Origin of the sequence: Neobacillus sp. 114, from assembly GCF_030127045.1 — a bacterium.
Classification (GTDB): Bacteria; Bacillota; Bacilli; order Bacillales; family Cytobacillaceae; genus Neobacillus; species Neobacillus rhizophilus.
The window spans coordinates 966098-989419 of sequence record NZ_CP126144.1 but is presented as its reverse complement, the minus strand read 5'-3'; the positions used below and the strand labels follow the sequence as shown (position 1 = coordinate 989419).

General features: G+C 34.5%; 23 protein-coding genes and 2 pseudogenes. 5 read left to right on the top strand and 20 right to left on the bottom strand.

Going from position 1 to position 23322, the window contains the following annotated elements:
- Nucleotides 1-444 precede the first annotated feature (444 nt).
- Entirely contained in the window at nt 445-1029 is a 585-nt protein-coding gene (locus tag QNN06_RS04825) for a DUF6241 domain-containing protein (RefSeq protein WP_284037133.1), read from the top strand.
- A 213-nt stretch (nt 1030-1242) separates the two neighbouring features.
- Here the strand turns inward: QNN06_RS04825 and QNN06_RS04820 are convergent, their stop codons facing one another.
- Both QNN06_RS04820 and QNN06_RS04815 read right to left on the bottom strand, forming a co-directional pair.
- Nucleotides 1243-1647 (bottom strand): VOC family protein, encoded by a 405-nt coding sequence (locus QNN06_RS04820; protein WP_217034862.1) that lies wholly within the window; start codon nt 1645-1647, stop codon nt 1243-1245.
- 369 nt (nt 1648-2016) lie between these two features.
- Entirely contained in the window at nt 2017-2457 is a 441-nt protein-coding gene (locus QNN06_RS04815; protein WP_284037132.1) for an SRPBCC family protein, read from the bottom strand.
- Between the two features lie 379 nt (nt 2458-2836).
- Between QNN06_RS04815 and QNN06_RS04810 the strand changes: the two genes are divergently transcribed.
- Nucleotides 2837-3826: a DUF3231 family protein gene (locus QNN06_RS04810; protein WP_213118552.1), complete on the top strand. Its 990-nt coding sequence runs from the start codon at nt 2837-2839 to the stop codon at nt 3824-3826.
- Between the two features lie 517 nt (nt 3827-4343).
- Here the strand turns inward: QNN06_RS04810 and QNN06_RS04805 are convergent.
- The 4 genes from QNN06_RS04805 to QNN06_RS04790 form a co-directional block, all read right to left on the bottom strand.
- A complete protein-coding gene (locus QNN06_RS04805; RefSeq protein ID WP_213118553.1) occupies nt 4344-4682 on the bottom strand; it encodes a DUF5655 domain-containing protein in 339 nt (112 codons plus the stop codon).
- Nucleotides 4683-4892: 210 nt separating this feature from the next.
- Nucleotides 4893-5333 (bottom strand): cell wall hydrolase, encoded by a 441-nt coding sequence (locus QNN06_RS04800; protein WP_213118554.1) that lies wholly within the window; start codon nt 5331-5333, stop codon nt 4893-4895.
- Between the two features lie 326 nt (nt 5334-5659).
- The gene (locus tag QNN06_RS04795) at nt 5660-6364 is read right to left on the bottom strand and encodes a hypothetical protein (protein WP_213118555.1); all 705 of its coding nucleotides are present in this window, start codon (nt 6362-6364) and stop codon (nt 5660-5662) included.
- 400 nt (nt 6365-6764) lie between these two features.
- Nucleotides 6765-7250 (bottom strand): DinB family protein, encoded by a 486-nt coding sequence (locus tag QNN06_RS04790; protein ID WP_213118556.1) that lies wholly within the window; start codon nt 7248-7250, stop codon nt 6765-6767.
- Between the two features lie 264 nt (nt 7251-7514).
- Between QNN06_RS04790 and QNN06_RS04785 the strand changes: the two genes are divergently transcribed.
- Nucleotides 7515-7847 carry a hypothetical protein gene (locus QNN06_RS04785; protein ID WP_213118557.1) on the top strand — a complete coding sequence of 111 codons (333 nt, stop codon included), beginning with the start codon at nt 7515-7517 and terminating at the stop codon, nt 7845-7847.
- 328 nt (nt 7848-8175) lie between these two features.
- Here QNN06_RS04785 and QNN06_RS04780 read toward each other — a convergent pair whose 3' ends face one another.
- From QNN06_RS04780 to QNN06_RS04760, 5 genes are all read right to left on the bottom strand, one after another.
- Entirely contained in the window at nt 8176-9339 is a 1164-nt protein-coding gene (locus tag QNN06_RS04780; RefSeq protein WP_213118558.1) for an acyltransferase family protein, read from the bottom strand.
- Nucleotides 9340-9666: 327 nt separating this feature from the next.
- On the bottom strand, nt 9667-10263 hold the full coding sequence (locus QNN06_RS04775; protein WP_284037131.1) for a DJ-1/PfpI family protein: 597 nt from the start codon (nt 10261-10263) through the stop codon (nt 9667-9669).
- Nucleotides 10264-10470: 207 nt separating this feature from the next.
- Nucleotides 10471-11004 (bottom strand): cysteine hydrolase family protein, encoded by a 534-nt coding sequence (locus QNN06_RS04770; protein WP_284037130.1) that lies wholly within the window; start codon nt 11002-11004, stop codon nt 10471-10473.
- 442 nt (nt 11005-11446) lie between these two features.
- The gene (locus tag QNN06_RS04765; protein WP_284037129.1) at nt 11447-11965 is read right to left on the bottom strand and encodes a YfiT family bacillithiol transferase; all 519 of its coding nucleotides are present in this window, start codon (nt 11963-11965) and stop codon (nt 11447-11449) included.
- A 272-nt stretch (nt 11966-12237) separates the two neighbouring features.
- On the bottom strand, nt 12238-12669 hold the full coding sequence (locus QNN06_RS04760; RefSeq protein ID WP_213118562.1) for an SRPBCC family protein: 432 nt from the start codon (nt 12667-12669) through the stop codon (nt 12238-12240).
- Between the two features lie 318 nt (nt 12670-12987).
- Here QNN06_RS04760 and QNN06_RS04755 point away from each other — a divergent pair, with 318 nt between their 5' ends.
- Entirely contained in the window at nt 12988-13455 is a 468-nt protein-coding gene (locus tag QNN06_RS04755) for a VOC family protein (protein ID WP_284037128.1), read from the top strand.
- A gap of 556 nt (nt 13456-14011) precedes the next feature.
- Here QNN06_RS04755 and QNN06_RS04750 read toward each other — a convergent pair.
- The 3 genes and pseudogenes from QNN06_RS04750 to QNN06_RS04740 form a co-directional block, all read right to left on the bottom strand.
- Nucleotides 14012-14449 carry an ester cyclase gene (locus tag QNN06_RS04750; protein ID WP_284037127.1) on the bottom strand — a complete coding sequence of 146 codons (438 nt, stop codon included), beginning with the start codon at nt 14447-14449 and terminating at the stop codon, nt 14012-14014.
- A 151-nt stretch (nt 14450-14600) separates the two neighbouring features.
- The gene (locus tag QNN06_RS04745) at nt 14601-15020 is read right to left on the bottom strand and encodes a VOC family protein (RefSeq protein ID WP_213118565.1); all 420 of its coding nucleotides are present in this window, start codon (nt 15018-15020) and stop codon (nt 14601-14603) included.
- A gap of 259 nt (nt 15021-15279) precedes the next feature.
- Nucleotides 15280-15756 (bottom strand): annotated as a pseudogene (locus QNN06_RS04740) (DinB family protein); the annotation flags it as partial.
- Nucleotides 15757-15948: 192 nt separating this feature from the next.
- Here QNN06_RS04740 and QNN06_RS04735 point away from each other — a divergent pair.
- Nucleotides 15949-16455: pseudogene (locus QNN06_RS04735) on the top strand (SDR family NAD(P)-dependent oxidoreductase); the annotation flags it as partial.
- A 273-nt stretch (nt 16456-16728) separates the two neighbouring features.
- Here the strand turns inward: QNN06_RS04735 and QNN06_RS04730 are convergent.
- The 6 genes from QNN06_RS04730 to QNN06_RS04705 all read right to left on the bottom strand — a co-directional run bounded on the left by QNN06_RS04730 (nt 16729) and on the right by QNN06_RS04705 (nt 22694).
- On the bottom strand, nt 16729-17061 hold the full coding sequence (locus tag QNN06_RS04730; RefSeq protein WP_213118567.1) for a cupin domain-containing protein: 333 nt from the start codon (nt 17059-17061) through the stop codon (nt 16729-16731).
- A gap of 201 nt (nt 17062-17262) precedes the next feature.
- Nucleotides 17263-17772 carry a GNAT family N-acetyltransferase gene (locus QNN06_RS04725; protein ID WP_213118568.1) on the bottom strand — a complete coding sequence of 170 codons (510 nt, stop codon included), beginning with the start codon at nt 17770-17772 and terminating at the stop codon, nt 17263-17265.
- A gap of 186 nt (nt 17773-17958) precedes the next feature.
- Nucleotides 17959-18270, bottom strand: coding sequence for a hypothetical protein (locus QNN06_RS04720; RefSeq protein WP_284037126.1), 312 nt, complete (start codon nt 18268-18270; stop codon nt 17959-17961).
- Between the two features lie 706 nt (nt 18271-18976).
- Nucleotides 18977-19627 (bottom strand): nitroreductase family protein, encoded by a 651-nt coding sequence (locus QNN06_RS04715; protein ID WP_213118569.1) that lies wholly within the window; start codon nt 19625-19627, stop codon nt 18977-18979.
- A gap of 68 nt (nt 19628-19695) precedes the next feature.
- Nucleotides 19696-19890 carry a hypothetical protein gene (locus tag QNN06_RS04710; RefSeq protein ID WP_213118570.1) on the bottom strand — a complete coding sequence of 65 codons (195 nt, stop codon included), beginning with the start codon at nt 19888-19890 and terminating at the stop codon, nt 19696-19698.
- A gap of 221 nt (nt 19891-20111) precedes the next feature.
- Nucleotides 20112-22694 carry a PBP1A family penicillin-binding protein gene (locus QNN06_RS04705; protein WP_284037125.1) on the bottom strand — a complete coding sequence of 861 codons (2583 nt, stop codon included), beginning with the start codon at nt 22692-22694 and terminating at the stop codon, nt 20112-20114.
- Nucleotides 22695-23322: the final 628 nt, after the last annotated feature.

Sequence of the window (23322 nt, the reverse complement as noted above, 5' to 3'; positions counted from 1 at the left end):
TAAGGCATAGTTAGAATACAATCACTCAATGTATACCGTAATTTTCCTCTAAATACTTGTAGAATCTGTCGAATAATTAAATTAATTTTTTCAACAAATCTTAAACTAAACTGCACCGCTAGTACAACAAGAAAAAGGATCGCCGCAGCGGTCCCCTTCTTTAACTCTTGCCCCCTTTAGCTTAAGAACAATATTTCACAATCTTCCTTTCTCTATCTCTTTATAGTAGCCAAAACACAAATCCTACTACTGTTAAAAAGAAAAGTAACGGAATTGTACAACCAACTCCTAAACAACCGGAAAGCCAATTATAAATAAACCACCGAGTTTTTTCTCCCTTGGTCGATTTTTCATCATTAAAAACATTCCCAGAGGAATCATATGGTAAACTTGATAAAAAATGACTTTCCAAAGAAAGTTGAATACATTTATGGGGGAGCAGCAATGAAGAAGATTTTAATTGTAGCAGGGTTTGGATTAGCATTAGTGATTGGAGGTTCGTATGCAATCCTTTCCTACGAGGGGGATAAAATAGAAGCAGCAACAACTACTAAACATTTAGTCACTCAACCAGTACATAAAGTAAGCCAAGCTGAATTAGATAAAGCAGCTAAAAACTTTTATGAAATTGAGATTAATGTGAAGGGTGATGACATCTTTTACTACGGAATGATAACAATGGCTATTCAGAAGCTTGAGTTCAAAGGAGAAGAAAATTACCATCTACCAAATACTTCTGATAGTATCAAAAGAATTCAGTTTGATCGAGCGAACCTTCAATATTTGAAAAACAGGGCAGTTAATTTAAAAGCTTCCGAACCGTATCAGAAAATCTTAGACAAATGGTTAAAAGGAGACTTTTCTAATTTAGAAAATGATTATCTGACAATTAGGAACCTAAAAAGTGACCCCACACAACCAAGCGAAAGTCCAGTATTAAAAGTAAGAACTACTGAAGAAGAACAGAAATACATCCAGCACTTCTTTGGTGAAAATGGATTACAAATTAATAAAAAAGATTGGCAATAAGACATATAGATAGGCTCTGGGTCCTCCCAGGGCTTATTTTATTGCTTTATAAATCAATATTATAACAAAAAAAAGTCCCTTATCGGTCCCGAAACAATTTCTTAAACAAACTAGCACCCTATAGTTTAAGTACGTTTCTTCACAAACTATTTGGTAACAGGGAATGTTTATTTTCCAATTAATTTCTTGAATAGAAACTATCTGTATAATTGGTTATATTCCTCTATTATCCCTTAGTTCAACTATTGTACCTTCAGGTGCAATTAATTTACACAAACAGCCATTTTCCACTTGATAAATTTCTTCTCCATTTTTCAGTATGAATTCATAACCCAATTGTTTAATAGTTTGGACTTCTTTTACTAAGTCATCGACCCAAAGACAAAAATGAATGATTCCTTGTGTGGTTGGCTTTACACTATTAAGTTTCTCACCTACTTTACCAGTTTGAAGCTCTATATAGAATGCACCCAATTTTAACCAAGAGTTATAATAACGATTATGGAAATTAGGAAATTCTTCGATTAATTCAAAACCAAGAATATCCCTATAAAATTTTAAGGATTCTTCGTAATTATTTGTTTGGATACAAATATGGTGAACAAATTTTGTTGTCATTTTTCTCTCCTTTAGTTTACTACTTCTATCAAGGATAACACTTTATTTCCAGTTTTCTTCTGAAATTATTCTGCCCCGTTACTTGAAAAGAAAAAACTTTACTCTTTATTGAAGTAAAGCGGCAGATAGTTTAAGTAAAAATCTTCATATTCTTTTTTACCTTAACAAAATCTAATTTCTTAATGTGTACGGGCATATCAAAAAGACGCCTTCATACTAATGAAAAGCGCCCTTTAATTGAATTAATCTTTTACTGTTTCACCCACTGATTAGTACTCTTTTTAAGTATTATTTATTAAGTTTATTAACCAGAGATAGCTGTTGTAGAAAAGTCAGCAACATATCCCAAAACAGCAAAATTGAATACAACTATGAGAATACTGCAATTTTACGTGCGATAGATTCTGTTAAACGTGATGCTACTTTGGGAACAGCCCATTTAATAATTGGCGTTAACACCGCACCCGATAATCCGCCTGCATGGACTTCCACCCTACAAGTCATTGTTGTTTTACCATAAACATCTTCTTCAGTAAAGTGACCGCTTCCTGTAAAATTATCTGATAAACCTTTTAGTTCAAACTTAATATTTGAAGGTTCATTCCATTCGGTAATATCTACCTGCGCTTGTATTGTTTTTTTAATACCTTTCACACTACCTTCAAATGTCCAAATAGATTGCTTGTCATTTATGATTTCATGTTCTTTATAGGCTGGTACTGTCGTTGCCCATTTTTCAAGATCACTGACATAATCCCAAACTGCTTGTACATCTACTGGAATTTCTACTGTATGTATTCCCGTTGCCATTATGATTCCCACTTTCACTACGTATGAATGTAAATTTATATTTCTATATAATTATTACATATAAGACATAAACTTACATCACTAATTACACATAGCTTTCTTTCTTCTAATAATCTTATTATTTGAAGATCTGAATTTTACCAAGCCTCCACAATCTGGCCCGATGGCTGAAGAACAAGATAATGAACACGATTGCATGTTGAACTAAAGCACCCGTTTGTTAAAGTATATTACTTCACATAATTGTGTACAATATGTCCTGTCAATAAAGCAAGTAGCCGTAAATTAATACCTATAAAAGCTAATAAAAAAGTGCAAAATAAATTGGTTTTTATCATGGCTTTGATAGGGTTAAAAATATTATTTTGGAGGCATAGCAATGATTAAAAAAATCGTAGAACTGGATGTATCGAATCTTTGGACCCCCTATCTCACCAACGCGATGGCACGGTGCGTCAATTCCTATGCTTTAAAAACCATTATGGATTCCGACATCTATTCCATTTTTGAAAAAGCACAACAACTGTCCAATCATCTCCTTCAAATGATCACTGAGATTTTCCAAAAAGAACAGTTTCCGATTCCGCATGGATTTACGGAGAAAGATGTCCATCTTGATGCTCCTCGCTTATTTTCTGATGAATTTTGGCTGTTTTATCTTCACGGAATGACTACCCATGGATTAACCGCTTATTCACTCGGAATAACCATATCTCACAGGCTGGACGTACGAAGATTTTATTTAGAAGCATTCAAAGGCGCTTCTGAGATATATGATACGACCTTAGAAATGTTAAAATCTAAGGGACTATCGGATCGGGTTCCTACCATCTCCTTGCCAGAAGAAGTGGAATTTGCTAAAAAACAAAGTTTTCTTGCCGGTTGGTTAGGGGACCATCGACCCTTGAACGTTATTGAAATCAGCAGTCTTTATTTTAATTTACAGAAGAGTACACTCGCAAAAGATTTAATCTTAGGTTTTAGCCAAACTGCTGAGTCGAAAGAAATTCGGACATTTTTCCAACGGGTGGTGGAACAGACAGAAGAGCATCTTTCGATTTTTCGTTCAATCCTGCAAGAGGACTTTATCAGTTCGTCGATTTCCTGGGATACCCATATCACCGATTCCGAGACAGCACCTTTTTCCGATAAATTGATGATTTTCCATTGTGCCTTTCTTATTCAATCTGCCATGGCATATTATGGAACTGCCATGTCCGGTTCCATGCGGCGCGATCTAGGACTCAAATATGCTTCTGCAATTAAAAATGATGTCAAACTCGCGGAAGACTGTGCGGAAATCATGATTGCTAATGAATGGTTCGAGAAACCACCGCATTCGGTTGATCGTAGAGAATTATCTAATTGATAAAGTTTCACTGAAAACCATCCAATATTGGGTTGGTTTTTATTATTGTTTTTCAACAAACCCGCTTCGTTAGCTCAATAAGAAAAAAAGCCAACAAGGTGGATTGAGTAAATATCCGGAAGTATTAAAAAAATTCACTTCTTCCAATGCATTCTTCATTCTAAACTCTGCCATTTCTTTAGCTTGTTCGGGAGTGCTCCCGTAACAATTCCAGGCAGATATCTTTCCTGTTGATGCCCATGCCTTATATGCGCTCCCGTACTCGTATACTTGAATTTTAACTTTACCATGCCGATATTACCAAGGCTAATTAACAACCCTATTAAAATTCCTTTGGTCCAACCATACATAGGAAGAACAGTTACTGTTATTAAGAATCCAATCGTAAAACGATTAATAATTGAACCAATAATAGCAGTACGGGGAGCATTATTAGTACAGATAATAAACCAAATATTACACCAGAAATAATTCCTAAGAAAATGCTGTTCATTGGTAATAAATTTGATTTCTCTAACTAACCCATCAATTGATATGGTTGTTTTAAAAGAATTAAAAACTTTTGATTGAGGTCATCTACACTATCGAATCTAAAGTTATTGTGAAATCTGTTTTTGGAAACTTGTTCAATTTTAGTAATCTTCTCGTGTTCAATGTGATGGTTTGATACTAAATTAAAATCTAACCATTTCTTTTTTGGATGAACTCCTCCAAAGGAAGATTTATTCAAAAGATGAATAGAAGTCTTTTTTAACTCAATTTCAAATGGTCCTATTTCTTTTAATAAATCGAGGATTTTTGAATATATTTCATAAACATTAGGTGCCTTTTTTAAGAATAATTCATCTTCTGACATATTGCCATTACCTACTTTCACCTTAACATTTAAAATTGCATTACCATTATTTTTCCTCTTTTCACATCATTTTACCATTACCTTTATTCAACTAACCCGTTAGCTTAAGTACAATATTTCACAATCTTGTTTTCGTGTATAAAACTATTACTAAAGGTTTATTTTGTGTAAATATTCCGAACATGAAAAAAGCTTACTCAAAGAGTAAGCTTAACCGCTATAAACACTATCACATGTTCCAGGTTTTGGTTCATAAAAACAATGTTCTTTAAACTGACCAGAATGAGGTTGACCGTACCATGTTGGAGGACATGGACCATGTGGATTAAAATACCATAGTGCAAATTTCGCTGGGTGATCTCTCCAATAATTCAAATTTTGTTTTGCTAATCTTTTTTCAGATGTTCTTGCTCTTTGATAAAAAACATTTCCTTTTTGAACTGCTTCAAAAGAATAATTTCCACCTTGTACTTGAAATATTACATCATGAATAGTTCTTACATCTTTGAAGTCTAAACAGGTTGCTACACACCGATTTACTATTACATTCCCAACATATAACATTCCTTGCTTTCCTTCACCTTCAGCTTCTGCTCTCATCATCCTTGCCATTTCGTCCACTTCATAACTTCGATAATTTACTCTTGGCATTTTATCACCCCAAAAATATAGTTATGAAAAAAAGCCTACATTCATGTTTTTTTTATATAAAAAGAATGCTTAGTTTTTATAGCATACAGTTTTTTAGTAAAATGAAAACTATTGCATTCTTTTTATACCTTTATTCAACTATACTGCCCCGTTAGTTCAACAAGAAAAAAATGACCGCCGCAGCGATCATCATCCTGAACAAAAGCCCCCGTTACTTGAATAAAAAGTAAGTATAATCAAGCCCCCACTCTAGTTAAAAAAAGACATTTCCAAAAGAGTAATCATAAAAACCAATATACCTAAAGAAGTCGCTTCATTATAGCTACCTATAACCGTGGTCCTTTATTAGTTATACCTAAGTGTGGTCTAGCGATGATGACCGCAATTACGGTAGCCACAATTCCTAAAACAAGTGGAGGTATTCCATGTTCAGGCTCCCCCCGATACAACGGAGTCAGGATGTTAGCGACAATTCCGCTCACTATTAATGCTGCAACGTTAATACCAATTCGCCCTTGGCGACCTGGTACTCGGTATTTGGATTTTCTGGTCCAATCATTTGCAATTAGACCAGAAGCCTTACGAATATAGGCGAAAATATGGACAGCCAGTAACGGCAACCATAAAATTACACTAATAGCATGGATTTTAAGAAATAATCCCTCATGGACATGTCCGCCCAATACGAGTCCAAACCCACTTACCATTACCATCACGGTAATGACAACAAGGAACGGGGCTAAGAGTCGAAGTAATATAATTGGTGGACCTGCTTTTACAAAATCAGGAGATTTTGTATAGTAACGAAAAAATCGGTAACTGATACTACACATTTTGACCACAAGGGGTCCAGCTATTAAGATACCGACATAAATATGGTAAGAAATCAGTTCAACTAGGTTCGCCATAGTGACAAACTCCGCTATGATGAGAACAAAAAGAACAGTAGCAGCAATTGCCGTCAGCCGTTTGTTTCGTTCAATTGGAAAACGTTCATTCACATCAGCATTGATTTTTTTTCGATTAAACATTCACTTCCACCTTCATTCTTCAATTGTAATCCCTAGACGGGTATTTTTCTTATGTAATTAAGTTCAAAGTCGCTTTTTGGAAACCATTCCATTGTTCATACATATGTTTATTTCTAATATTCAACATACCAGAAGTATCATAATATTGATACAAAGCGTACTACCCACCATCTAACTTTCTAAATTGTATATTTTTTTATCAAAACCATCAGGTATAGTAACAGGTATTACAACCATTCCCTAATTTAGAGTAAATATTTGTATCCCAATTCTGGTAATTCCAAAAGTGAAATGCTCCCATAGAATATCCTAAACACGTTCGACTTTATCTTCGGTCCAACTTCTGATTAGCTAAAAAAACAGACCCATGAGTCATTCATGAGCCTGCATAAGTATTACTTTAAAAAGAATTGTTGGAACCTTCAATTGCCCGTTGAATCGCATAAATAACTCCCGTATGCATTCCTTCATGGTGTAAACTAAACGAGAGAATTTCTCCGATTGTTTCCATCTTAAAACCAAGCCGTACAAAGGGTTTTATTGCTTTTTCCTGCAGACGGTTGCCTAGAGATTCCTTTATGTACGCAGTTTGCTTTTTTAATTCATAGGATAAGGTTTGCAACGTTGGAGGTTCTACTTGCCATTCGCTTGGTCTCGTCCGATTGCCAAAAAGGGTGACAAATTCTAGAGAAAGCTGTTGCGGTAATCCTGCAAAGTTCGAAGCAAGCTGATCCTGAACAATTAAAATATGACCAACGTTCCAACGAATCGTATTGTTAAATCCCTTAGGCATAATATCAGCTACATCTTCTGTGATAGATTCCACCTTTTGGAGAGTAATGGCTCGAACCACTTCCACTTGTCTCAGCAACATATCGTTCGTCATAATACCCCACCTCCTATGAAAGATACGCTTTTAGCTGCTCGTCCCGGACTAATCGTTTTTCCATGTGGGAGAATGGTTTCGTCAATATCTAAAATTACAACCTTTGATGCCATACAAATAAACTCCTTCATCATTATGTAAATGATTTATATCACATGTTAACTAAAAAAACTAATCAAAGACAACCTTCTTATCATAATGTTTTGCTACAAGTTTAAATATAATTAACCATGACCTTATTTTAAAAGAAAAGAGGGTTATGGGATGAAATGTAAAATATATCGGTGTAATTGTCGAAAGGTTTGGTCTATACAGAATCGAAAAAGGAAGATAACGGCTAAATCTATTTTGCTTAACGGCAATTGGACGACAGAAGTAAAACCTGATCGAAGATTAGACCCAAAAGGATTTGTCATTACTAACGACACTCAGGACATCACCACAAATCCCCCGATGGAATTACTAAAGCAATTTAAAAAAGTATCAAAGTTAATTTATAATAAAAATACCGTTGAGTTTAATATTAAACTTGGAGAATTTTTATGGTTTGCGGAAGATGGAAGCTGTTATTTGTTAAATAAGATGGATGAGATGTAGCTGGGCAAGCCCTGCTGCATTTTCACTTTATTTAGAGCATCTAAATATTTTAATATTACATTATAATACGTTTGAAACTAATGATAATAAATGATTCGATTGAAAGAAAGACCATCCTTACCCACCACTTCCCATTAACCTTCTTAAAGTAAACTCCCGTTAGCTCAATAAGGAGGAAGCCTTTTAGTTAGACATAAACGACTTTAGCAAATTAGCATGACCTTCCTCGTTTTACTTATCCGTCCCGATTATAATTATCATAATTATAAAAATAACTTTGTATATTTCCTTTATATACAACTGAGAGTATGACATGACATTACAAGGGTTAATTTTTTAGACTCGTTCTTATTTTTTCTGTCATAATTTTATTTTCTTTGGCTATTCTTAAACCGAACATAACTCTTAACAAATTAAATCTTCGAATGATAAAGTGATATAAAATCATAATGATCGTAAATGCTACAGGGACTAAAAATACCACTTTAACAGGAACTGCCCATTCTAAGTTATAGATGAAAAATCCCAACATAATAATGATAGGTTGGTGAAGCACGTAAAAAGGCATGGATGCTTCGCTTGTATATTTTAACGTGCTATTAATGAAGTTTAAGTATTTATCACCTAGATATAAGATAAAGAAAAGAACGTTCCACACCAAAATAACTCGAAGTATCATAAAAATACCCCAATTTAACGAGACATTCATTGGAAACCCAATATACATAGCCCAGAATATATACCCGGCTGTACTAATTGCACTTAAATACCCAGCAAAAACTCCTACTCTACGTACAAATTCCCTTAAAGATTCTCTTGAAAAGAAATAGTAGCCATAAATAAATAAAATTAAATAAAAGATAATTCCCCAACTAGCTAAATTCACAATGTTGTTGGCAGTCAAAGCCACTATCATTAAAGGGATTGGCATAACTAAGTAGTGAAAAGTCCCAAAGGCTTTATGTCCTACACCTTTTTTGACATTCAGGAAGAAAGGTAATGTGATCATTGAAAAAAGTAATAACTCCAATAGATACCAAAGATGATGTCCGAAAAATGCAAAATTACCTGTTCCGCCGATTTCTAAATATAACCCATCAAAATAATGAGGAAAAAATTTAAAGAATGAGCCGTCAAATTGATTGTTAGTTATTCTTTCAATATATACTTGAGGGGGTGACAAAATAAAAATTCCTAGAAGTAAAGGGATTCCAAGACGGACAAGCCTTTCCTTTACAAACCTTTGAGAATTTCTTTTTTGTAAGGCATAATATGTACTAATTCCTGAAATCATAAAGAATATGGGCATAATCCAATTTCCGACAAAGAGGGAAAAAAAGTCAATGTAAGACCGATTAATGACGTTATTCTTTATGTGCCAATCAAAAGGATTAAAGAACATTGAACAATGATAAAGAAACACAGTTAAAGTAGCCAATACCTTTATCCAATCTAAATCGTACTGTCTTATAAATTGATTGTTATTCTTCATAAATTTCCTCCATCGGAATAATTTCTGTTAAATTATACAACATTTTCCAAGATAACCATATATTTTTTAAAAAGCCTGCCCCTTCTAAAACTGTTGAGATTTTAACGAATATCGGAATAGTCTCAGTAGCCTTTAGCTAAATAAGTTCCACAAAAAGAACGTTAATCCTTCTTGGATCAATGCCCCCGTTAGTACAAGAAAAAAGGAATCGCCGTAGCCATCCCAATCTTTAACTCTTGCACCCGTTAGTTTAAGTGTATTTCTTAATAAACTTTTTAAAATGTATACATTTAGCTCATAAAAAAGTTCGCCAAAACGGACATTTTTTTAAATAATAATATCGTATTCCATTCGCTTAGCGGTTCCTTGTGCAACTTGAGGACCCACCAATCGTTTCACAATATGAAAAGTCATATTTATACCTGCTGAGATTCCACCTGATGTAATAACATTACCTTCATCTACAAATTTAACATCCCTCTGAACTTCAACTTCTGGAAATCCTTTTTCTAATCTTTCATAGCTTGCCCAATGGGTTGTTGCCATTTTATCTTTAAGTAAACCTGCTTTTGCTAACAGAAGGGCACCCGTACAAACAGAAGTCATTAATTGTACATTTTTCATTTGACTTTCAATCCAGGTTATTACTTTATCATTATTTATTTCTCGTTCCCTAGCACCTGGACCACCAGGAATAACCAATATATCAAATTTTGGCATAGTATCAAAACTGAAATCTGGTTGAACCTTCAATCCATTACGAGCATATATCATTGTTCCTTTTTCTGATACCGTTTCAACTACAAATGGTTTTTGACCATTCTCTAATGCTGCGACAGAAAAAACTTCAAAAGGACCTGCAAAATCCAAAACCTCTACGTCGTTAAACAAAAATATTCCCACTCTCCACTGTTTGGCATTCATAAACGTTCCTCCTTAGTGATTATTTTTTCCAACCTTGTGATTTTATAGAAATTTTACCATATTTGAACATATCTTTGTTTAACTAACCCCCTTTAGTTGTTGAACAGGAAAAAGGGCTGCCGTAGCAACCCATTTTTCAACTAAAGCACCCCGTTAGTGAAATAAGGACATTGTGACTTTATTAAATCTATTTAACCCAAAAATAATTTACCTAAACAAAATTTTGCTAACTTCATCAACAGATAGAACTTTGGCAAAACGGTTATTCCATATTTTATAATTATAAAACTCATAAAGTTTTTCACCGGATAGATACTCATTATCAAAAGTTGTATTTGTTTGTTCTGGAATAATTACACTATATCCATTATCAAATGCACTTTTCAAAGTTGCATCAATACAATATTCTGTTTGAAGTCCTGTCAAAATAATAGTATCTATTTTTTTACTCTCCAAATATTCCTTTAAGCCAGTTTTGAAAAATGCACTATTACATTTTTTTTCAAAAACCCTTTCATCCTTATTAGGTGCTATTTCATGATAAATCTGCCATCCATCAGTACCATATTCTAATTCTTCACCTATACCATCATCGTGCCGAACATATAACACTTCTTTATTAGAATCTCTTGCAATAGAGATAAGTTTTTTGATATTCCCAATTACCTTTTTCTCATTATATGGATGTTCTTTAATCAATGCTGTTTGAACATCAACAACTAACAAAACACTATTACTCATAAAATATCGTCCCTTCACATTTTCTTCTTTGTGTTCTTTCTATTTTCTTTCGGTTTTCTCATTAGCGTCAATAATGCTATAACAAAACAAATCAATAGAATTATATTTAGGACCCAACCGAAACTATCAATATACTGCACTACCCTTCCTCCTCAGATATGTTTTGTTCACTTTAGCATGATTAAGGTATTAGTTGGTTGTTTTCTACAAAAGAAGATAAAACATTACAATTTTTTCCGTCAAGATCCATTTGCTGTAATTCCCATAATAAAACACCACCCTTCCCTTATTACAAAATGTAGAGAAAGGACGGTGCTTAGCTTTCATTATTTATTTTCGTCAAGGTAAGTTAATGTAGCAACACCAATGTTTTATCTACAATTAGCATCCCTTATTAAAGGAATGCACCCGTTACTTTAAGCGTAATCCTTCACAAAGTACGTTACCAGCCCTTACGCTTACACAAAGAAGTAATATGTGCAAGATGATGTCGCCCGTGCCAAGCGTAAATTCCTATATTTTTACCCACTGAAACTTCACCTGAATCTGGGTGGATAAATGTCTTTTCCAAATCAGCCCTACTTAGACTACGTAAAAGGTTTGTCCAGCGTTTGTGCAATGATTCGAGCAGGGATAGTGAAATATCAATTGGTAATTTATAATCAGAAAGTTCCGCCCATTCCGTTTCGTCATATGGCTTTATTACAGGTTTTTCTTCTGTTAGAGCCAATTTAAAGCGAACGTATGCATTCATATGACTATCCGCAAGGTGATGTATTACTTGTCGAACAGTCCACCCTTCTGAACGATAAGGTGTATCAAGCTGTTCATTATCTAAGTCTTTTACAGCATCTTGTAATAATCTTGGTAACTCTTCAATCTCATTTATCCAATCCTTTGTAATGATGTTGGTAATCTCACCATTAAATTTGAATTTTCCAATTGGATAATTCATATCCATCTACTATTCCTCCCATAAAATCACTTGTACTTTTTTGGCTAACTAAATTAAAGGTCTAAAAATATGTAATTCTTCATCTTTTCCTTTAAGTCCTTTACACCTATATTTTTTTTCAACTAAACTGCCCCTGTAGTTCAATAAAAAAAAGACCACCTCAATGGTAGTCCGATCTTCAAGGAACGCACCCGTTAGTTTAAGTTCAATTCTTCACAATCTTACAGTCAAAGGAATAAGGAAAGGCTGTTTGACAGCCTTTCCTTACTAATTAAAGACTAATGAAGCAATGAAGCTCTCAAATTAACACCATATTCCAAATAACCCTTTAAACAAGTCAACATATAGACCCAACCCTCTTTATTATCTAACATCTGACTTATTATATTTTCATCATTTTCATTAAAACCTTCTTCAGCGATTTCAATGATGCTTTCTGAATTACCTAATTCATTCAGGGTAATCGTAACCCTATGCCCTTCTGCATTTGCACCCCAGTGGAACACTATTTTCTTATTTAACTCGATTTCATTTATTTTTATATCGCCTTTTGCATCATATTCATCATATCTCAGTGTAATCGTCTTACCTTGTTCCCATCTTTCAGAACTTGTTGAAAACCAAAAATTCCCTATTTTTGAAGGGTCAACGAAGGCTTCAAACACTTCATTAACTGGCTTCAATATTTTCATTTTCGTAATATTGTTCATAAAATTCTCACCTTCCACTTATTTAGTAATTAATGTTGTCCTATTCGTTCATAGTATTTCTATTTTCTTTTAAAGAAACAAATTGTCTTGTTCAACTATTCTGTGTTTCTGGCATTTAGATGTTGTAGATTTTGGTAGTATGTTTATTAATCATTTTGAATCATAACTTAATGCAAACCTGCATAAACACTTATGTTTATGCATAATTGTAAAGCTGAACTTATTGTATTAACGGGGCAACTTAGTTGAAAAGTTTTTAATAATAATTATAATTTTATTATAATTATTATTATTTTGATTTAGAAGGGAGAATACATAGTGATTAAAGGATTATACGAAGCTCACTTACCTGTTAGTAACTTACAAAATTCAATTGAGTTTTATCAGAAATTAGGTTTGAAATTAGCTTGGCGTAATGAAGACACTGCATTCTTTTGGATAGAAGAAGGAAAAAGTTGGTTGGGATTGTGGGAAGGAAAGGAATACCAAACTCCATACCATCCTTCTTTAAGGCATGTTGCATTTAGAGTCACATATCAAGATTTAAAAGAATCTATAAAATGGCTTGAATCCATCAAAGTTGAACCTGTACCGTTTGGAAGAAGAACATCAATTGAACCATTTATAAGACCAAATCAAGGAAATGCTTCGGTATATTTTAATGACCCAGATGGCAATAGTTTAGAATTGATTTGCTATGTTGATGTTCCAAATGAATTAAAAAATATTACGGAAAAGTTGTCATTTGAGAAATGGGAGAACTTAGTTAATAGTAAATTAAAATAATCAAACCCTTTCCTTCAGATTGCGAAGGAATTTACTTAAACTTTCGGGGCTTTAACGCAATTAAGAATTAAATTAAAGAGCCTAAAATATGCAAGTTTTTATGCACGACATGCGTATTTTGGCTCTTTTTACATTCAAAAAAGATACAGCCATTTATAGCATTTCTTAATTGCCAAATACACTATTCTGCCCCATTACTTCAATAACAAAAGGCGATTACTGTTGTTTAGCAATCGCACCAGTTAGTTGAACAAGAGTTTATTAATTAATACATTGAAAATTAAACACTTTTAATATTTTGGCTCTGTTATTATTCATTGTTGATTTTCGTGTAGGCATGAGTATTCATAGGCGGAGGATTTCCGGCTAATGTATATAGATGAAGATTAAGAAGCAGATATAAGCGTAGAAATTCCGATTAACTGCTCTAAATTAGACAAAATCCAAAGATTTGGATCATATAAACGGAAAAACTTCCTTTATTTTTAAGGAAATAAGGGTATTCCCCAAGTTAAACGGAATTTTTACGTTTATTTCAAATACATTGAAATCAACATTAAGCTATAACAGAGCTAATATTTTTATTGTACTCTAATTGTTTTTGAATACCTAACCTATCAATCTGAATCCAATACTCTGAAATTTTTCCATTTTCTATTCTATACACCGCACTTGCCATTTGTATTACTGGGAGCCCTGTAGGTTGGTATCCATCGATTTCTCCTACGTGCGTACCTTTTTGTTTCCATCGTACATATACTTTATTTCCGTCTACTAAAAATTCTTGAATTTCTAATGAAAAATTACCATATGCTTCAATCATTTCTCTTACGTGTTCAGCATAATCTTTAGGTGTCCTCAACACTGTTTGTTCTTCTTCAGATACAATTTGATGTGCCAATACTTGTTCTTCCATTAATTGATTTGAGTATTCAGGATTATTACCTGATCGTACTTCTTCAAAAAATTCTCTAACAATTTGTTCTGGTGTCATTTAAAAACCCCCTTATAATAAATCCAATACTATCATAGTATAGGTGATTTTATTAAACTAACTTGCCCCGTTAGTACAACTAGAAAAAAGGACTGCAACCCTTTTTTAAACTCAAGCACCCTTTAGCACGACAATTAAAAATAATACTTGATTATTTTGAGACTAAATATTTTTCTTTGAAAATTGGACTAAGTTCACTCCATACATCGAATTTATTCCCATCTAAATCATAAAAAACAAAATTCCTTCCAGAATGTCCTCTGTTTTCAATATCTCCAACTCTTATCTCATTTTCTATAAAATCCTTATGTAGTGCTTCCAAAGCATCTAACCCATTTACTTCAAAAGTTAAAGAAAAACGTTCTTCACCATAAATATCAATAAAATTAGAAGTTTGACTTTCATTTGACTTCACAAGAAAAATACTTTGGTTTGCAAGGTTTAAAATCGCCTTGTCTTCATCTTTATAAGATAAATCTGCAGCTAATTTATTTACGTACCATTCAGATGAAAGCTCTACATTTGTCACTGGAATATAAGTAGTTCCAACCCTCAATAATTTTTCACTCATTTTAAAAACTCCTTCCAAATTCTGATATATTAAACAATTCCCTTGTTATATACCTCTCTCCTCCATTGAATTAAACTGCCCCGTTGGTCGAATAAGAAAAGGCCACCAATATGGTAGCTCCAATCTTTAACTCTTGCCCCCGTTTGTTTAAGTGTAATTCTTCACAATCTTATTTTTATATACGTTATCTCTTTTAGATTAAATAAGAACAGGAATGTATAATAACCCTGTTCTTATTACCAATGTTCAATAATTACAATCACATTTCAGGAGCTTCCATACCCATCTCAGCCCATTCCTCTTTTGATGGACCATAAAGACCCGGAACCGATAAACCAGCTTGACGCATAAGAATAGTCATTTGTCCTCGATGATGAATTTGGTGTTGTATTAAAAAAAATAATAGTTCTCCCTTGGTGATTTTCTGTCCATAGATGTCCAATTCTTCTCTAAGGTTTTTGTCAGCTAACTGATTTTTTACTGCCTGAACTAATGCATCACTTGCTTGTTGATAACTGTTAGATATGAATTCTGAGGAAGAAGGAACAGGATAATCATTAGTTGGTGCGTCAAAAGAAAGACCTATTCGGGATGATATAATCCCAATAGCCGTTACAGTATGCCAAGCAATTCGTCCCAATGTCCAATTTTGAGAGGTAACTTCTTGTGGTAGTGATTCATCCGTAAGTTGATTTAAAAGTTTCTGAGTAGCAGCGGCTTCAAATTCCCATAATTTTTAAAAATCTACTATTTGAAACATACTCATCCTCCTTACTTAAATACTCCACAATTATATTCTATAATTCCAGTTAAATTACCTATAAGTTTACAAAAAATAACAATATTAATTGAATCTATAAACGCTACCTCTTGTTGAAACTAAGCTGCCCGTTACTTCAATAAGAATAAGCGATCCTTCGCTATTGAAGACAACGCAGGAATCCAACAAAGTTTTAACGTGTTAACGTCGGACTCAAAGGATTGGCGTTATTTTAGTAAAGAAATCACAACCAATCTTGAAGCGCCGATCCAACTCTCTATGTTATTCGCACCATTTTTTGCAACTAGTGAAGAAGCAACTATTATTAACGTGACATCTGGGTTAGCTTTTACTCCATTTGTAATTGCACCTATCTATTCAGCAACTAAAGCAGCTCTTCATTCCTTTACACTGAGTCTCAGACACCAACTTTCTAATACATCTATAGAAGTCATTGAAGTTGCTCCACCAGCGGTGAAAACAGATTTTTTAGACGGTGCAGGTCTGCCTGGAGAACCATTAGATGCATTCGCAGATGGCATTTTCAAAGGATTAGAAGAGGGTAAAAAGGAAATTGGATATGGTACCTCTGTGAATCGATTACGTATGTCACGGGATGAAATCGACGATTACGTCGAAAAAATGTACCAAGCAACGAAGAACTTAATTGAGTAATCATCAACTGTGAAAAGTTACTAAATTGTTTAAATCCTTATCAGAAATTATTTATTAAGAAAACAGCAGTCGTTTGATATCAGGGAATTCAAAAGAAAACTCGCCGCATGTGGCGAGTTTTCTTTTGAAAGATATCCAACTTCTTCTTTAACTGACCGTTAGTTCAATCAAGAAAAAGTGCGGCAACCGTTCTTCAACTCTTGCCCCCGTTAGTTGAAGAAAACAAGGCTGTTTCGACAGCCTTGTTAATGGAATAGATTATTGTCTAATTAGCTATCCGTTTATATCATTATTGGTTTTTTCAAAACATATATTAACTGTGCGTTCGTTTGAACGAGTTCGATGCATTGTATTGGCAGGAATAGTAAATATTTCACCCGGTTTCAGAGAAACTGTTTCATTGTTCTCTAAGTCTATAAAAAGTTCACCTTCTAGTACATAAAATAATTCATCGCAATCCTCGTGTTTATGCCAGTGGAATTCCCCATTTATAACGGCTATTCTAAGAGCGTGATCATTAACTTCGCTTACGATAAAATTGGTATAATCCGTTTGGTCTTGAATTAATTTATGTAGGTTATAAACTTCTAATTGACCTTTTTTCATACTCTTTCCCCTTTAGAAATTTAATTGTTATTTAGACTAAATTCGACAACAATTTCAAATAATCCTTCTTCAGCTAAACTGCCCCTTTAGCTCATAAGAAAAAACGCTGCCGAAACAACGTTTTGTTCAACTCTTGCACCCGTCAGCTTAAGTACATTTCTTCACAAATTTTTTAAAAATTAAGAACTAAAAATTCAGCTATTATCCAATTAAGTTATAACGCCAATTATTACAACGCATAAAGCTTCCTGGAGGGTATTCAAATTCGCATTCAGAGATAAACTGAAAGTCAAGCTTCCGACAAATTGCATTAGAAGCAGGATTATCAATCGATGGGAATGCGTGGATGTATTTATATTTGTCTTCACTAGATGCTTCTTCAATTGCTAACTTTACCGCTTTTGTAGCTATTCCTTTCCCTTGAAAAGAGGGTAGAACGCTCCATCCAGTTTCATATACACTCTCATTATTCCAAGTAGTTTGCCAATACCCCACAGAACCTACTGGTTCTAATTCTGGTAAGAATTTAATGCTGAACATACGTCCTCTATTTCCCAGCTCAAGATAACGTTTATGTCGATTCAAAATCTGCTCTTTACTCTCTGAACCTCCAAGATGCTGCATCATTTCTGGAGCGTTTATAAGAAAAAGTAAATCAAGGTCATTATCCTCCCAAGGCTTTATCTGAATGATTTGGTTACTTGCTTCCAAATTCCCCTCATCCCCTCACCACTTATTGTTTACTCTTTCTTTAAGAAAGCTAAAAATCCTCTTATTATCATATTGTTGTTTACTAAACTGTCCCGTTAGTTCGACAAGAAAAAATGACCGCCGCAGCGACCATCATCCTTAACAAAAGCACACGTTACTTCAATAACTATAATTGAGATCCCCAATTTATATAGGATCGATTCTACTTTTTTCGGCCTCTATATAGTCATAAACATTCAATATTTCTTTGTCATAGTCGTTTTCGATTTCAAAATACCTAACACCTGCTTGTAAACATTGTGCTTTAAATTCTTTATGTTCCTTGATTAGTTCTTTTATCGTTCTTTCTTCCGGCCAATTACGGAATTCAACAGCATTCCTATGTTTCACTATTCTTGTTTCGAAGTTTTCTTGAATATAATTCGTTGAAAAACCTAAGAATACTGGAATAATTTTTTCTGAATAATTTATGCCAAAATCCTTTATATAGTGAGGCAATATATAGCATCCTTCAATAATATATGTTGTTCATTCTCGATATTTGTCATAATAATCCCTTTTAATATTGGCCAGAGTTTATCTCCAATGACTTCGGTACTATCTAGTGGTGTGAATCCACAATTCTTATCTCCTCTGTACAAGCCCATTTTTATATGGTCTATAGAGAGATAAGAAATTATGGTATTTTTCTAGTAACTTTTGAGCCATAAAGGTTTTACCTGTACTACTTACAGCACTTATTAAAATTACCATATATTAATCCGTTCTGTTTTATTTGTAATTTAAACGATGATTATTACACTAACCTCCCTCCGTTAGCTCAACAAGGAATGACCGCCGCAGCCACATCATTTTTTTACCCACCAATATGTAATAAGATAAAATGTGATTGTCGCCCATTAAAAAACTTGTAAGCCCATGGGGACTTACCTAATTTTAGATAGAATTATAAAGCTGCTTCATCCACCTTTTATCGTGAAAATTCTTATATATTTTAGACGTATAATCTCAGGAAAATGTTACACTATTTACCTCTAATTACAAAAGACACCATAAAGAGACTAAGATATTTTTCTCGTTCCTTTTAGTAAGTCTCTTTATTCTTATAAACATTAGCAAATCTGAATGTAAAATGAATGGTTTGATTTTAGCATCTATCGTAGTTTTTGTAACAACAAAAAAATAAGGCTCGCAACTGCGAACCTTATTCGATAATGATAGAAATCTCACTTACTTCTTTCCGTGCTATTCTCTTCGGCGTTTCCTGCGGATATCCTAGTGCAATTACCATGTTTATTTCTTTCTCACCCTCTATCCCCAAATATGCCCGTATTTTATCTTGGGCTAATAATACCGGACCTGTCATTGGGCATGTTCCCAAACCCTTCGCGTATGCTGCGAGCATCAGATTCTGCGATGCTAAACAACTCGATTTAATTCCTTCTTCACGCCAGACGGACTCGTCCACGAGTCCGATGGGCTCGAATATTTTTTCTTTGAACTTTGAATTGTATGGTGTAGCCAAACAAATAATCAGCACCGGCGCGCCTGAAAAGGCGGTGGCGTAAGGACCGAATGAACGAAGCAAAAGCTTTGATTCTTTTTCAAGCCCTTTTTCCTCCGCTTCGCCCGCCCGCTCGCGAAGTGCATCCCACGTCATTTCTTCTATCTTTTTGATTTTCTCCCTGTCTTTTATGACAATGAACTCCCAGGTCTGTGAGTTTGTATCACTCGGTGCGTATCGTGCACAATCGAGGACATCTATGATGTCCTCGTTGGATACGTCGATGTCTTTATATTTACGGATGCTTCTTCGATTTTGGATCAATTCTTTTACTTCTAAAAAACTAGTCATTTTTATCTCCCTTTTGAACCATTTAAAATTGTAAATATATTATAACAGAAGAAAAAGAACTCGACTTTTTATTTTATAATTTTCGTTTCTTTTAAAAGTTGGTTGTATAGTTTGTATAGTTCATATAGTTCTTCATCTTCTTTGAATTCCACAGCGTTTAAACGACCAGATTCATCCATGACAAGATGCGTGTAATGATGTTCTTCGCTTTTTTCCAGTTTATCACTAATTTTTAATTTCCCATCCTGAAACTTAGTATTCATATAGGACCTATCGCTGGCTGGTTTTCCATTCTCAATGCAAAAGAGCGGCAATTTTGTTGGATTTGTATTTCAAAAAAAAACAATGTTGAAACGTATCCCACAGCCGGATATAAAAGGCACAACTAGCTAAGAACCACTAGATGTGCCTTTTTGCACGCAAAACTTCCGATTGCCCCCGTTAAGAACCGTCCCTGTGGTGTTTCTCGTTACTACTTTCAGTATTAGTATTCAACTGTAACTGAAGTAGCGGCCGGGGTACTGGTACCTGCATCATTTGATGCTGTAACAGAAATGGCATAAGTCTGACCTGGTTTAGGCTTACTTAACGTTGCTTGGGTTTCTGAGATGGGCCTCAATCTAAACGTACGGCCATTCACAGTAAACCAAACGGTAAATTTGACATTTTGAGTAATGGTATTATTGTTGTCCCAGCTAATAACTATATTATTAGAGTTTTTATCAAAGTAAGCTTGCAAATTGGTTGGACTGTTTGGCACTTCTGTTTTTTCTTCAACTGTTATGGAAACAGATGCTGGATCACTTTTTATCTCATCAGAAATGGCAACGATTGTAAGTGTATATGATTTTCCTTTCTCCGGGCTTTGAAGTACTGCTTGGCTTTCATTTGTGGATGTTAGTTTTGTTGTAATTCCATCCACTGTATAAGAAACATCAAAGGTCGTTTCTGAACTGGTTTCAGAAGCATAATTCCATGATAATTGAATGCTATCTGAAGCTTCATCATATTTCGCCTGAGCATTGGTTGGTTTATCAATCTTAGATGCTGCTGGCTTTTCTCCGCCTTGTACATAGTATTCCTTGCCTAATTTCCCAACACTGCTTGGTTGTATAAATCCTTCCGTGCTGGTAGCTGCTCGTGACATAATCTCTTTAAACGCTAATTTAGAGAAGTGCTCACTTTTGCTTCCTAAATAGTCATCTGAAGAAGTAGTTTCTGTGTAGCCTGTCCAAACAGCACCTGTGTACTGCGGTGTATATCCTACAAACCATGCATCTCTTGTCGCATTATTAGGTAAACCGTATTTCTTTATTGCTGATTGATCGAAGCTGGTTGTTCCTGTTTTTCCAGCTATATCAAGACTGCTAACATTTGCCATGGTTCCAGTACCTGAATCCACCACTGTACGTAACATATCTGTGATGAGGAAGGCAGTAGAGTCTTCCATTACTTTCTTTTTACTTGAAGCTAAGTTCTTTTCCGTTCCATCGGGATAGATTATTTTGGAAACAGTAAATGGTTCTGCATAGTAACCTCCATTCCCGAAAGCTGCATACGCTCCAGCCATATTTAAAGGAGATGCTGCATCAATGGCGCCTATTGCATTCGATTCATTTGCTTTTTGAGATTCTGTAATAGGAAAACCAAGGCTATTGGCAAAATCAGTGGCATAGTCTGCTCCTACTTCCTGATATGTTTTTAATGCAGGAATATTACGTGACCAGGCCAGATGATCTCTAATCGTTTTATCTCCTGCATAGGTATGACTTGCATTTCGAATAGGGGCTCCATTTGAGTATTGATACTTCTCATCTTTTATTATGTGTCCAGTTGACCATTTGAATTTTTCAATGGCTGGCCCGTAGTCAAGAATTGGTTTAATCGTAGAACCAGGATGACGTTTAATCCTTGTTGCATAGTTGTATTTGCCGGTTTGATAATTTCTTCCTCCGCCAACGGCTTTAATGGCTCCAGTCTGGGTCTCGGCAATGATAACAGCTGTTTGCAGCTTATCATTATCTGGATAGTTGATATAATCATTTGTTGAAAGAACATTTTCCGTTATTTGTTGGATTTTTGGGTCAATGGTTGTGTATATTTCCAATCCATCTTCAAAAATATTTGCTTTTGTTTTTTCTTGTACTTCTGTTATGGCAGTATCAACGAAGGCCTGATATTTATTTGTGGTTGGTTTTTGAATATTTAATGTATCTTCAATGGGTTTGCTTTGTGCTTTCTTCATTCCTGATTTGGAAAGATATCCATGCCTGTTCATATAATAAAGAACCATATTTCTGCGTTTTTCTGCTGCAATAAGATTACTTTCAACAGTAGGCGTATAGTTATTAGGACTTTGTGGAATCCCCGCCAGGAGTGCAGCTTGTTCCGGTGTTAATTTATCCAACTCATCAGGAGCAAGTCCGAAGAATCTTTGGGCCGCCTTTGCGACACCATAAACATCATTGCCATATAAATTTTTGTTAAAATACATTTCCAAAATTTGATCTTTCGAGAACCTTCTTTCTAATTGAATGGCTAAATACCATTCCTGCACTTTTCTTTTAGGGGTTTTTTCTATGGTTAAGAAAGAATTTTTCACCACCTGCTGTGTAATCGTACTTCCTCCTTGAGAAGAACCAGTCGTAATATTCGTCCAAATGGCGACGAGTGTACGTTTCACATCGATACCATGATGCTGATAAAAACGGGCATCCTCTGTTGCCAAAACAGCATTTTTTAAGAATCCAGGTATTTGCTTAATATTAATTTCATCCCGTTTCTCTTTACCGATCTCGGCTATGACGGTTTTGCTATCACTAGCATAAAATTTGGAAGATAAAGGATCTTTTAATAGCGTTTCATCAAACTTCGGAGCGTCTTTAATGATCCAGAAAAAAGCGCCCACTCCAAACAAGATCATAACAATTCCAAGTGTAAGGCAAATAAATAAAAATTTTTTCCAAAATCCTCTTCTTGGCATCTTGTTCTCATCCTGTTTTGAAGAACTTTGTTGCTCTTGTATGTTTTTTCTCCGCTCAGACCGAGACCGATCATTTTCTGACATGTTCCTTTCTCCTACCTTTCAAGACCATGGACAAGACTGTGGCCCGATTTGAACAAGGCGAACCGTTCCTGTGGTGTTTTTAAAATAAAAGTTGCTATCATCCAAGAACTTTCAATGAGTGAGAAAACCGTAAAAAAATTAGCTGAAACCTTTTGATATATCTTTACTAGTTTTTACTAAGCACTTGAAGGTCTTAGAAAATGCTGGGTTAGTTTCCTTCAGAAAAGCGGGAAGGTATAAGTATTATTATCCCAACCCCGACACTATTTATGGGGTTGCCAGCTGGCTAAATTAATTACAGTCATTATGGGAAAGTCAATTTCAAGTATGGAAAAATATTTATTAAATGAAGAGGCAACCGGAGAAAATAATAATGATTATAATGAATAGCGTCCATAATTTTACTTTGCAATTAAAGCACGTATCCTGTGAAAAATGAGCGAGTTTTCAGTGCAGGGTAAAGTCGGAAGAGTTGAAAAAATGTTGTGGCCCTGAGGGATTCGCGACGACTATTGATGGGAAGAACGTAGAGAACTTATAGGTTCAACATGCATGCTCCAAACGGGAATACACATGTCCTTACAGAGCAGTATCTAGAAATTCCTAAATGAAAAAATTAATCTTTACA

Excerpts from the sequence above, each read along its gene's own strand:
- QNN06_RS04825 (WP_284037133.1), top strand. The coding sequence starts at position 445 with ATGAAGAAGATTTTAATTGTAGCAGGGTTTGGATTAGCATTAGTGATT.
- QNN06_RS04820 (WP_217034862.1), bottom strand. The coding sequence starts at position 1,647 with ATGACAACAAAATTTGTTCACCATATTTGTATCCAAACAAATAATTAC.
- QNN06_RS04815 (WP_284037132.1), bottom strand. The coding sequence starts at position 2,457 with ATGGCAACGGGAATACATACAGTAGAAATTCCAGTAGATGTACAAGCA.
- QNN06_RS04810 (WP_213118552.1), top strand. The coding sequence starts at position 2,837 with ATGATTAAAAAAATCGTAGAACTGGATGTATCGAATCTTTGGACCCCC.
- QNN06_RS04805 (WP_213118553.1), bottom strand. The coding sequence starts at position 4,682 with ATGTCAGAAGATGAATTATTCTTAAAAAAGGCACCTAATGTTTATGAA.
- QNN06_RS04800 (WP_213118554.1), bottom strand. The coding sequence starts at position 5,333 with ATGCCAAGAGTAAATTATCGAAGTTATGAAGTGGACGAAATGGCAAGG.
- QNN06_RS04795 (WP_213118555.1), bottom strand. The coding sequence starts at position 6,364 with ATGTTTAATCGAAAAAAAATCAATGCTGATGTGAATGAACGTTTTCCA.
- QNN06_RS04790 (WP_213118556.1), bottom strand. The coding sequence starts at position 7,250 with ATGACGAACGATATGTTGCTGAGACAAGTGGAAGTGGTTCGAGCCATT.
- QNN06_RS04785 (WP_213118557.1), top strand. The coding sequence starts at position 7,515 with ATGAAATGTAAAATATATCGGTGTAATTGTCGAAAGGTTTGGTCTATA.
- QNN06_RS04780 (WP_213118558.1), bottom strand. The coding sequence starts at position 9,339 with ATGAAGAATAACAATCAATTTATAAGACAGTACGATTTAGATTGGATA.
- QNN06_RS04775 (WP_284037131.1), bottom strand. The coding sequence starts at position 10,263 with ATGAATGCCAAACAGTGGAGAGTGGGAATATTTTTGTTTAACGACGTA.
- QNN06_RS04770 (WP_284037130.1), bottom strand. The coding sequence starts at position 11,004 with ATGAGTAATAGTGTTTTGTTAGTTGTTGATGTTCAAACAGCATTGATT.
- QNN06_RS04765 (WP_284037129.1), bottom strand. The coding sequence starts at position 11,965 with ATGGATATGAATTATCCAATTGGAAAATTCAAATTTAATGGTGAGATT.
- QNN06_RS04760 (WP_213118562.1), bottom strand. The coding sequence starts at position 12,669 with ATGAACAATATTACGAAAATGAAAATATTGAAGCCAGTTAATGAAGTG.
- QNN06_RS04750 (WP_284037127.1), bottom strand. The coding sequence starts at position 14,449 with ATGACACCAGAACAAATTGTTAGAGAATTTTTTGAAGAAGTACGATCA.
- QNN06_RS04745 (WP_213118565.1), bottom strand. The coding sequence starts at position 15,020 with ATGAGTGAAAAATTATTGAGGGTTGGAACTACTTATATTCCAGTGACA.
- QNN06_RS04730 (WP_213118567.1), bottom strand. The coding sequence starts at position 17,061 with ATGAAAAAAGGTCAATTAGAAGTTTATAACCTACATAAATTAATTCAA.
- QNN06_RS04715 (WP_213118569.1), bottom strand. The coding sequence starts at position 19,627 with ATGACTAGTTTTTTAGAAGTAAAAGAATTGATCCAAAATCGAAGAAGC.
- QNN06_RS04710 (WP_213118570.1), bottom strand. The coding sequence starts at position 19,890 with ATGAATACTAAGTTTCAGGATGGGAAATTAAAAATTAGTGATAAACTG.
- QNN06_RS04705 (WP_284037125.1), bottom strand. The coding sequence starts at position 22,694 with ATGTCAGAAAATGATCGGTCTCGGTCTGAGCGGAGAAAAAACATACAA.